This window comes from Xanthomonas bonasiae, assembly GCF_017163705.1.
GTDB lineage: Bacteria > Pseudomonadota > Gammaproteobacteria > Xanthomonadales > Xanthomonadaceae > Xanthomonas_A > Xanthomonas_A bonasiae.
The window spans coordinates 113,705-123,917 of the sequence record NZ_JAFIWB010000011.1 but is presented as its reverse complement, the minus strand read 5'-3'; the positions used below and the strand labels follow the sequence as shown (position 1 = coordinate 123,917).

General features: G+C 67.9%; 8 protein-coding genes. 4 read left to right on the top strand and 4 right to left on the bottom strand.

Annotated features, from left to right (window positions below):
• The first annotated feature begins 375 nt into the window (after window positions 1-375).
• Complete coding sequence (locus JR064_RS11895) at window positions 376-1,443, top strand: NAD(P)-dependent alcohol dehydrogenase (protein WP_206229849.1); 1,068 nt, start codon at window positions 376-378, stop codon at window positions 1,441-1,443.
• Between the two features lie 355 nt (window positions 1,444-1,798).
• Here the strand turns inward: JR064_RS11895 and JR064_RS11890 are convergent, their stop codons facing one another.
• Window positions 1,799-3,529, bottom strand: coding sequence for a M28 family metallopeptidase (locus tag JR064_RS11890; protein WP_206229848.1), 1,731 nt, complete (start codon window positions 3,527-3,529; stop codon window positions 1,799-1,801).
• An 84-nt stretch (window positions 3,530-3,613) separates the two neighbouring features.
• Window positions 3,614-4,276, bottom strand: a complete 663-nt coding sequence (locus tag JR064_RS11885) for a DUF4097 family beta strand repeat-containing protein (protein WP_179567892.1) — start codon at window positions 4,274-4,276, stop codon at window positions 3,614-3,616.
• 162 nt (window positions 4,277-4,438) lie between these two features.
• Between JR064_RS11885 and JR064_RS11880 the strand changes: the two genes are divergently transcribed.
• Together JR064_RS11880 and JR064_RS11875 are read left to right on the top strand one after the other, a co-directional pair.
• Complete coding sequence (locus tag JR064_RS11880) at window positions 4,439-5,692, top strand: murein hydrolase activator EnvC family protein (RefSeq protein ID WP_425510298.1); 1,254 nt, start codon at window positions 4,439-4,441, stop codon at window positions 5,690-5,692.
• Window positions 5,693-5,797: 105 nt separating this feature from the next.
• On the top strand, window positions 5,798-7,285 hold the full coding sequence (locus tag JR064_RS11875) for a S41 family peptidase (protein WP_191826918.1): 1,488 nt from the start codon (window positions 5,798-5,800) through the stop codon (window positions 7,283-7,285).
• A 228-nt stretch (window positions 7,286-7,513) separates the two neighbouring features.
• Here the strand turns inward: JR064_RS11875 and JR064_RS11870 are convergent, their stop codons facing one another.
• A complete protein-coding gene (locus JR064_RS11870) occupies window positions 7,514-7,834 on the bottom strand; it encodes a DUF1820 family protein (RefSeq protein ID WP_142742976.1) in 321 nt (106 codons plus the stop codon).
• A 40-nt stretch (window positions 7,835-7,874) separates the two neighbouring features.
• Window positions 7,875-8,567 carry a rhomboid family intramembrane serine protease gene (locus JR064_RS11865; RefSeq protein ID WP_039006253.1) on the bottom strand — a complete coding sequence of 231 codons (693 nt, stop codon included), beginning with the start codon at window positions 8,565-8,567 and terminating at the stop codon, window positions 7,875-7,877.
• A 232-nt stretch (window positions 8,568-8,799) separates the two neighbouring features.
• Here JR064_RS11865 and JR064_RS11860 point away from each other — a divergent pair, with 232 nt between their 5' ends.
• Window positions 8,800-10,137, top strand: coding sequence for an outer membrane protein transport protein (locus JR064_RS11860; RefSeq protein ID WP_145708758.1), 1,338 nt, complete (start codon window positions 8,800-8,802; stop codon window positions 10,135-10,137).
• The last annotated feature ends 76 nt before the right edge of the window (window positions 10,138-10,213 follow it).

Here is a 10,213-nt window from a genome sequence, read left to right as displayed (position 1 = left end):
CCACCCGCTGACCCGTCGCACTGTGCGCACGTGCTTCCCACAGCCCGTCCTCGTACTTCAGGTCGTGGACCTGCGTGACACCCAGCGCCTCAATCCCCCTCCGCGCTCACCACACGCCCGTCCAACGGGTTCGCATATACCTCCCCAGTCGAACGCCCGTGGCCGATCCGAGCGATCCCGCGACGGCGTCCTTGGTTCCCTGGCCTGCCTGCCACGATGGTTCGCTCCGTTCCACCGGCGATGCGTGCTTTTAATGCATCGCGGCTTAGACTTTTCGTCTGCCGCGCCAGCCGGCTTCGACCTGCGCTGTCGGCTCCGACGACACCGGAGTCCCTCAAGCCGCTACCCCTTCCCCCGTCACGAGAGAACTCTCCCATGAGCCAAGCCAATGGATACGCCGCACTGGCGTCCGATCAGCCGCTGACCCCTTACGCGTTCGAGCGCCGCGCGACCGGGCCGCAGGATGTCAGCATCGAGATCCTCTACTGCGGCGTCTGCCATTCCGACCTGCATACGGCGCGCAACGAATGGCAGAACACCCAATATCCGTCCGTGCCGGGACATGAAATCGTTGGCCGCGTGATCGCGGTCGGCGAGCAGGTCGAGGCCTTCAAGGTCGGCGACCTGGCCGGCGTCGGTTGCATGGTCGATAGCTGCCGGCATTGCGCGTCCTGCGCGGACGGCGAAGAGCAGTATTGCGAAAGCGGCTTCGTCGGCACCTATAACGGCCCGATGTTCGGTGGCGAGAATACCTATGGCGGTTACTCCGACCATATCGTGGTCGACCAGAAGTACGTGCTGCAGATCCGCCATGCCGAAAAGGACCTTGCCGCGGTGGCGCCGCTGCTGTGCGCCGGGATCACCACCTATTCGCCGCTGAATCACTGGAAGGTGGGACCGGGCAAGAAGGTCGGCATCGTCGGCCTGGGCGGTCTGGGCCATATGGGCGTGAAGATCGCGCACGCGATGGGCGCGCATGTGGTGCTGTTCACGACTTCGGCGAACAAGAGGGAGGATGCGCTGCGTCTGGGCGCCGACGAAGTGGTGGTGTCCAAGCTGCCGGAGGAGATGGCGGCGCATACCAACAGCTTCGACTTCATCCTCAATACCGTCGCGGCCTCGCACGACCTGGACGCGTTCCTGACCTTGCTCAAGCGCGACGGCACGATGACGCTGGTGGGCGCGCCGGCCGAGCCGCATCCGTCGCCCACGGTGTTCAATCTGATCATGAAGCGCCGGCAGTTGGCCGGCTCGCTGATCGGCGGCATCCGCGAGACCCAGGAAATGCTCGATTTCTGCGCGAAGCACGGCATCGTGTCGGACATCGAGACGATCGAGATGGCGCAGATCAACGAGGCCTACGAGCGCATGCTCAAGGGCGACGTGAAGTACCGCTTCGTCATCGACATGGCCAGCCTGGAGAAAGCCAAGCAGGCCGCCTGACGCAGCGGCATGGTCGGCCGCGCAACGTCGCGGTCGGCCCATGCGCTATAAACGTTCGACGATGCGCCTGGACACGCGAGTGTCCAGGCGTTTTTTATGCGCGTCATGCGCCATGACCTTGCGTTGGAGCGGTTTGCGTCCCGGTGGTTAACAGGCAACGAAACTCGTAGAGGCGGTTCGGGGGAATCCCAGGACCATCAGCTGCAACAGGCCATATCGGGAACGCCTGTCGCGGCTGAAGCCGCTCCTACAGGAAAGCGCTGGCTCACTCGCCAGCGGCGATGGCCGATAGTTCGAAACGACAACGGCGCCGCAGCGCCGTTGTCGTGACCATCGCCAGGAACGCGTCAGCCGGTCATTTGCCCGGCGTCGCCGCTGCCTGCTTGGCATTGCCCATCATGCTGTCGCGGGCGGCCTTGAACGGATTGTCCTGATACCAGTTGGGCCATGCGTCGCCCGCCGCCAGTCCCTTGCCGACGCCGTAGACGGCCTGCAGGTCGTCCATCACCCCGTCGAGCTTCCAGGTCGCCGGATCGTACTGGTCGGCGGGCGTGTGGTAGCGATGCTTGCCGTAGTCCTCGGCAGCGCGCTTGCCGGCATCGATGCCACCGTCGACCAGGTCTTCGCCGCCATCGATGTACAGCGCCGGCACGCCGGCCTTGGCGAAGTTGAAGTGATCGGAGCGGAAGTAGAAGCCGCTCTGCGGCGAGGACTCGGCATGCAGCACGCGGCCCTGCGCGGCGGCGATCGGCTTGAGCAGGTCCTCCAGCTCGGAGCTGCCGAAACCGTTGACCACCAGGTCCTTGGCGCGGCCGGCGACCGGCATCGCGTCGAGGTTGATGACGCCGGCGATCTTGTTCAACGGGAAGGTCGGGTGGGCGACGTAGTACTTGGAACCGAGCAGCCCCGACTCTTCCAGCGTCACCGCCAGGAACACCACCGAGCGTTCCGGCTTGGGCTGCTGGTGCACGAATGCGTCGGCGATCTCGAGGATGCCGGCGACGCCGGTCGCATTGTCGACCGCACCGTTGTAGATGTTGTCGCCGGTCTCGCCCTCGTGCTTGCCCAGGTGATCCCAGTGCGCCATGTACAGCACCGCTTCGTCGGCACGGCTGCTGCCGGGCAGCACGCCGACCACGTTGCGCGATTTCTTCTCGGAGATCGTGCTCTTCAGGTCCACCGACAGCTTGGCCTTCAGCGGCACCGGCTTGAAGCCGCGCTTGCTCGCGTCCTTGTAGGCCTGGTCCAGGTCCAGCCCGGCGTCGGCGAACAGCTGCTTGGCGGCCTGCGCGGTGATCCAGCCCTGCGCCGGGATGCGCGGTTCCGGATCGTCCTTGGCCGGCAGGTCGTACTGCGCGCCGGACCAGGAATTCTTCACCACGTCCCAGCCGTAGCTGGCGCCGGGGGTGTCGTGCACGATCAGCGCGGCGGCCGCGCCCTTGCGCGCGGCTTCCTCGAACTTGTAGGTCCAGCGCCCGTAATAGGTCATGCGCTTGCCTTCGAACAACGCGCCGTCCTCGGTGTGGAAGCCGGGGTCGTTGACGAACATCACCACCGTCTTGCCCTTCCAGTCCTGGTCCGCGTAGTCGTTCCACTTCTGCTCGGGCGCGTCCACGCCGTAGCCGACGAACACCATGTCGCTGGTGTCGATCTTGACCTCGGTCTGGCCGGTGCGGGTGCCGATCACCATGTCGGTGCCGAACTTCAGTTCGCGCGGCTTGCCGTTCTGCTCCAGCTTCAGCGTGGTGTTCGGATCGGCCGTGGTCTCGGTCATCGCCACGTCCTGGAACCAGCTGTCGCCGTTGCCCGGCTGCAGGCCGATACGCTGCATCTGATCGCGGATATAGGAGACCGTCTTCTCTTCGCCCGCCGTGCCGGGACCGCGGCCTTCGAACGTGTCCGAGGACAGGGTCTTGACCAGCTCGCCGAAGTCGGCCGGCGTGATCTCGGGAGAAAAGGCGTGGCCTGCGGCGGCCACAGGAGCGGGCGCGGGCGGCGCGGCATCGGCGGCCGGGGCCGGCGCCTCGCGCTTGCACGCGGTCAGCGTGGCCGCGGCGGCCAGGCACAGCACAAGCTTGCGGGACATGGGGGCTCCTGGGGTGTGAGGAATCCCGATTCTATAGGCAAGTCCCGCGCGCGCGCCGCCGGCAGTGCGGACGACGCGGCCGGATCAATTCTCCGGCGCGGTGTCGCCGTCGAACGGCTGCGCGGTGGCGCCGCTGATCGGGCCGGTCTTCGCGCTGCGATGCACGTACAGGGTCACCTCGCGCTCGAAATGCAGCGGACCGTCGATCACCGCGCGCGGACCGATGATGATGCGCGGCTTGCGCGTCGGCTTGAACGAGATGCTGAAGCTCGGCTTCTTGATCTCGATGCCGCCGCCGAGGTGCGAATCGTGGCCGACGGTGATGTCGCCGTTGACCGTCTCGATGCCGCCTTCCAGTTGCGTGGCGACCAGGCCGATGCTGCCGTTGACGCTCTCCACGCTGCCGCCGATGCGGCCGCCGCGGTCGACGAAGATGCCGCCGTTGACCGTCTCGATGGACTCGGAAATCTGCACCTGCTGGCCCACACGGATGCCGCCGTTGACCGTGGACAAGCCTCCGGTCTGCGCGTTGTCGGCGATCTTGAGGCTGCCGTTGACGGTTTCCACATCGCCGACGCTGGCGCCGGATTCGACGGTGATGCCACCGTTCACGGTTTCCAGGTCGCCGTACTGCTTGCCCGATTCGGCGGTGATGCTGCCGTTGACCTTGCTGATGCCTTCTGCGGCCAGGGCGGGGCCGGCGGCCAGGGCCAGCGCCAACAGGACCGATACATGCGTACGCTTCATCACCCACCTCCGGGACGCCGGCCAGTCGCGGCACCTACTTGTGCGGCGATCACAACATGCTTCGTTACAATCCGCACCTGCCTGAAGTCATTGGACCAGCCCTTGCCCGCAACCGCCTCCGCTTCGTTGCGCTCCGCCTCGCCTGCCGCGCCGGGGCGGCGCCTGCGCGCGCCTGGGCACGCGGCAACGAGGTGGCTGGCGGGGACGGTGTTGCTGCTGATCGCGACGCTGGCGCTGGCGCAGAACCCGCGCGAGGCCGAGCGCCGCCTGGAGAAGGTGCGCGGCGAGCTGAAGAGCGTGGCCGAGGAGCGGCGCCAGCTGGAAGGCAAGCGCGGCGATGCCGCGCGCCAACTGCGCGAGGCCGACGAGAAGGTGGCCACCACCGGGCGCAGCCTGGCGCAGACCCAGCAGGCGCTGCAGCAGCACCAGCAGACCCTGGCCGAACTGGAGCGCAAGCGCGACACGCTGCGCAACGGCCTGGTGCGGCAGCGCGCCGAACTGGCGCAGCTGCTGCGCGCGGCCTATGCGATCGGCGGCAATGCGCCATTGAAGCTGCTGCTGGCGCAGGACCGGGTGGCCGACGCCAACCGCCTGCTGGCCTATCACCGCTATCTGCAGCGCGAACGCGCGCAGCGTATCGCCACACTGACCCATGAGCTGCAGGCGCTGGAGCAGGTACAGCGCGAGGTCGCGGCAAAGCGGCAACAGCTCAGCGCAGCGCAGCGCCAGCAGCAGGAACAGGCGGCGGCGTTGCAGCGCGACCGCAAGCAGCGCGCCAGCCTGGTGTCCGAACTGGACGAGCGCTACCAGGACCGCAGCGAGCGCGAGAAGGCGCTGGGCCAGGACGCCAAGGCGCTGGAGACGTTGCTGGCCAATCTGCGTGCGGCGGCGGCGCGGGCCGAGGCCGAGCGCCGTGCGGCAGCCAGGCGCGCGGCGGCCGAGCAGGCCGCGCAGGCCAAGGCCGCGGCGAAGAATCCGTCGCGCGGCGGCAGCAAGGTGCCGCCCAAGGTGGTGGCCTCGGCGCCGGCGCTGAAGGTCGGCGGCCTGGGCTGGCCGCTGTCCGGCGACCTGATCGCGCGCTACGGCGGCAAGCTGCCCGATGGGCGCACCAGCAACGGCGTGCTGATCGCCGCGCCGGCCGGCAGCACCATCACCGCGGTGGCCGACGGCACGGTGGTGTTCTCCGACTGGATGACCGGGTACGGCATGATCCTGATCGTGGACCACGGCAACGGCTACATGAGCCTGTACGCGCACAACGACACGCTGTTGCGCGATCCCGGCGCGCGGGTCAAGCGCGGCGATGCGGTGGCCAAGGTCGGCAATTCCGGCGGCCAGGGGCGCCCGGCGCTGTATTTCGAATTGCGCCGCAACGGCCAGCCGGTGGATCCGTCGTCGTGGCTGCAGCGGCGCTGAGCGCCACCGAGGCCGTGCATTCAACGCGGATTTAGCCCGCTTTCGCGCATAATCCGGACAGCTGCGCCGTGGACGGTGCAGGTCATCCCCCAATCGGAGTGCTTCATGCGCGTAGTTCTGTCCGCTGCCCTGTTGCTTGCTCTGGCGCCGCTGCCGTCGATGGCGCAGAGCGCCGGCGAACAGACGCCCTCGGCCTCCACCGCCAGTGCTGACGATCCGGACGCCACCGAATCGGCCACCTCGCGCGTGCCGCTGGACGAGATCCGCCGCTACGTGGCGGTGTACAACGCGGTGAAGGAAGCCTACGTCGACCCGGTCGACGACAAGAAGCTGATGCAGTCGGCGATCCGCGGCCTGCTGCTCGACCTGGATCCGCACAGCACCTATTTCAGCAAGGAAGACGCCGAGGCCTTCGACGAACAGGCCACCGGCGCCTACGACGGCATCGGCGTGGAACTGCTGCAGCTGCCGGACAACACGCTCAAGGTGGTGTCGCCGATCGACGACACGCCGGCCGCGCGCGCCGGCGTGCGCTCGGGCGACATCATCGTCGCCATCGACGGCAAGCCGATCAGCGCGGTCAAGGCGATGGAGCCGTTGCGCGGCGAGTCGGGCAGCAAGGTGGTGCTGACCATCGTTCGCGAGAAGGTGGACAAGCCGTTCGACGTGACCCTGACCCGGCAGACCATCCGCGTGGCCAGCGTGCGCAGCCGCATGCTCGAGCCGGGCTACGGCTACATCCGCATCAGCACGTTCCAGGCCGATACCGGCGCGGACTTCCACAAGCAGCTGCAGCAGTTGCAGGCGCAGTCCGGCGGCAAGCTGCGCGGCCTGGTGCTGGACCTGCGCAGCAATCCCGGCGGCCTGTTGACCGCGGCGGTGCAGGTGGCCGACGACCTGCTCGACAAGGGCACCATCGTGACCACGCGCGGGCGCATCTCGGTCAGCGATTCCAAGTTCGATGCCACGCCCGGCGATCTGCTCAACGGTGCGCCGATGGTCGCGCTGGTCGATGCCGGATCGGCCAGCGCCTCGGAAGTGCTGGCCGGTGCGCTGCGCGACAACAAGCGCGCGCGCATCGTCGGCAGCCGCACCTTCGGCAAGGGTTCGGTGCAGACCGTGCTGCCGCTGGACAACGGCGATTCGGTCAAGCTGACCACGGCGCGCTACTACACCCCCAGCGGCAAGTCGATCCAGGCCAGCGGCATCGTGCCGGAGGTGATACTGCGCCCGGAAGAGAGCAAGGAAGACGCGGACAAGCCGGCGGTGCTGGCCGACTACAGCGAAGCGACGCTGCCCGGCCACCTGCACGGCGACGACGAAGGCGCCGAGGGCTATAGCGCCGGCGACGTGCTGCCCGGCGACGCACCGATCGCGCAGGCGCTGGCCGAACTGAAACAGCCCGGCGCGGTGGCCAGGGCCGCTGCGGCCAAGCAGGCCAAGGCCAAGCCGAAGGCGGCCGCGCCGACCGCGGCCAAGCCGGCGACGCTCGCGCCCAAGAGCGTGGCGCCGAAGACCGAAGCGCCGGCCGCAGAGACGCTGAAGGTCGATCCGCCCAAGACCGACACGCCGACGCCGCCTTCGGGCGACTGACGCGGCGCTTGCCGTTCGCCGCGCCGGCAGGGTGCGCGGCGTGGTGCGCCGTGCATGGCGCGCCACCTGCGATCGAGCGCATTGCGATCCGCACGATGCTCTTGCAGGAGCGGCTTCAGCCGCGACCGCGCGTTACCGGCAACGCCCGGTCGCGGCTGAAGCCGCTCCTACAGAATCACCGGATGCCGACAGCGGCGTGGCGCTGGCGGCACTTCACCCCGCATGCGCTCAGCGCGGTTTGCCCGGCATCGGGAACGGGGTGATCACCTTTTCGCCGGTGGCTGCGTCGCGGATCGCGGACTGGCCTTTTTTCTCCACTTCCTCGATGCGCACGATGCTCTGCATCGGCAGGTGCAGCATCTTGGTGTCGCCGAATTCCTCGCGCAGGCGTTCTTCGGTGGGGTCGACGACCAGGCCGTCGTGCAGGTCGAACACCAGCCCGCCGATCTCGCTGAAGCCCCACAGGTGACTGCTGCCCACGTGCTGCGCGTACAGCTCGTACACCTTGCCGTGGTTGAGGAACGTCACTTTGTACAGGGACTTGGCCATGCGCGAAGTATAGAGCGCGGTAGCGCGATGGCGTGGCGGATCAAAAGCCCTTGCGCTTGCGCAGGCGCCGCGCGATCGCCGCGCGCACGTACAGCCCGTACGCCATGCCCAGGGTGAAGCCGGTCAGGTGCGCGGACCAGGCGACCATGCCGAAGGCCGGGCCGATATAGGCGAACACCACCTGCAGCGCCGCCCAGGTGCCGATCAGCAGCGAAGCCGGCGCGCGCACGAATTCCAGGAACAGCCCCAGCGGCAGCACCACGCCGAGCTTGGCGCGCGGGAACAGCGCCAGGTAGGTGCCGATCAGCGCCGAGACCGCGCCGCTGGCGCCGATGATGACCCGGTCCGGGGTGCCGATCGCGAACACCGCGGCCAGGTTGGAGAGGGCGCCGCCGCCCAGGAACAGCAGCAGGAAGCGCCACGGCCCGAGCACGCGCTCGGCCGGCAGGCCGAAGATCAGCAGGAACACCAGGTTGCCGAGCAGGTGCGACCAGTCGGCATGCAGGAACAGCGCGGTGAACAGCCGCAGCACGCTGCCGTCCTGCACCGTCGCCAGCCAGTCGCGCGGGCTGGCGACGCCGGCCGACAGCGCGCCCCAGTCCAGCCACAACGTGGCGCGGGCCTGGTTGGGGCGGCTGATCGACCACAGGAACGCCAGCCACATCGCCGCGAACAGCAACGGCGTGGCCCAGCGCAGCGTGGTCCGGTCGCGGGAGGGAATGGAGACGAACATGCCAGTACCGGGGGACGCGGCCCGTAACGATACCGGCTCCCTCCGGCTGAACGCACGCCTACTCCGCGCGAAACTGAACGGGCGGTATTGTTATTGTTCGGTTAACGCAGAGGGGTATACTGCATACGGCGTCGTATGTCGGGAGGGGACTCCGGCGCGCATTTCCGGCTTGCTCAGCGGGGATGCGCAGACGCGAACACAGACATTTTCGTCTTCCGGAGAGTAACAAGCCATGCAAAACGCAACCCAGTTCGTCCGCTTCACCGCCCTGGCCGTCGGCATCGTCGGCGCCCTGACCATCGGTCAGGCGCACGGCGCCGCGTTCCAGCTCAAGGAAAACAGCGCCAAGGGCCTGGGCCGCGCCTTCGCCGGCTCCGGCAGCGCCCCCGGCGACGCCTCGATCATCGCCAACAACCCGGCCGGCATGCGCCAGCTCGACGGCAAGGTGTTCCAGGCCGACGTCAGCGCGATCCAGTTCGCGGCCAAGTACGAGGGCACCGGCACCTACGCCACCGGCTCGGCGATCTCCGGCGGCAACGGCGGCGATGCCGGCACGATCGCGCCGGTCCCGGCGGTCTACTTCCACCTGCCGTTCGGCGAAAACAACAACATGCACTTCGGCACCTCGCTGACCGTGCCGTACGGCTTCAAGACCGAATACGACCGCGACTGGAAAGGCCGCTACAACGGCGTCAAGACCGAGCTGCAGGCGATCGACCTCAACCTCGCCTTCTCCTACGACGTGAACCCGTACGTGTCGTTCGGCGCGTCGGTGTTCGCCGAGCGCCTGGACATCGATCTGTCCAACGCGATCGATCTGGGTTCGGTCCTGGCCGCGCGCCGCGTGCCGGGCTTCGCGCCGGGCAGCGCCGACGGCTACTCGCGCATCAAGGGCGACAGCACCGATATCGGCTACACCCTGGGCGGCCTGTTCAGCATCGACGAGAACACCCACATCGGCTTCAGCTACCGGTCGAAGGTCGAGCACAAGATCACCGACGGCACCGCCGACTTCACCACGCCGGCCAACGCCGCCACCGTGCTGGCCGTCGCTGCGCCGGGCACCTTCGTCGACACCAAGGGCCGCGCCACGGTCACGCTGCCGGCCAGCGCGACCGCCAGCTTCACCCACACCATCAACGAGCAGTGGACGGTGATGGCCGACGTCAGCCGCACCGCCTGGAGCAAGTTCGACCAGGTGACGGTGGACTTCGCCAACAACCAGCCCGACAGCGTGCTGAACTTCGCCTACAACGACACCACCTTCGTCTCGATCGGTGCCGACTACCGCATGAGCGACACGCTGACTCTGCGTGGCGGCCTGGCCTACGACGAAACCCCGACCAGCAACGAGCACCGCGACGTGCGCGTGCCCGACGCGAGCCGCAAGTGGGTCTCGCTGGGTCTGAGCTGGCGTCCGTCCGAGCAGGCCGAGTACAGCTTCGGCTATACCCACCTGTTCACCAGCGATCCGAGCATCAACTCGACCACTGCCACCGGCAACACCCTGATCGGCAGCTACGACGTCAGCGGCAACGTGCTGGCGGCGTCGGTCAACTACAAGTTCTGATCGAGCGCTTGCGCGACAGTCTCGCGGCGCAGGCCGCGAGCCACCAAAGCCCCGCTTCGGCGGGGCTTTTTTGTGC

Bases quoted from the DNA above. Each gene is read 5' to 3' on its own strand.
- JR064_RS11875 (WP_191826918.1), top strand. From the start codon at position 5,798: ATGCGCGTAGTTCTGTCCGCTGCCCTGTTGCTTGCTCTGGCGCCGCTG.
- JR064_RS11895 (WP_206229849.1), top strand. From the start codon at position 376: ATGAGCCAAGCCAATGGATACGCCGCACTGGCGTCCGATCAGCCGCTG.
- JR064_RS11865 (WP_039006253.1), bottom strand. From the start codon at position 8,567: ATGTTCGTCTCCATTCCCTCCCGCGACCGGACCACGCTGCGCTGGGCC.
- JR064_RS11870 (WP_142742976.1), bottom strand. From the start codon at position 7,834: ATGGCCAAGTCCCTGTACAAAGTGACGTTCCTCAACCACGGCAAGGTG.
- JR064_RS11860 (WP_145708758.1), top strand. From the start codon at position 8,800: ATGCAAAACGCAACCCAGTTCGTCCGCTTCACCGCCCTGGCCGTCGGC.
- JR064_RS11890 (WP_206229848.1), bottom strand. From the start codon at position 3,529: ATGTCCCGCAAGCTTGTGCTGTGCCTGGCCGCCGCGGCCACGCTGACC.
- JR064_RS11885 (WP_179567892.1), bottom strand. From the start codon at position 4,276: ATGAAGCGTACGCATGTATCGGTCCTGTTGGCGCTGGCCCTGGCCGCC.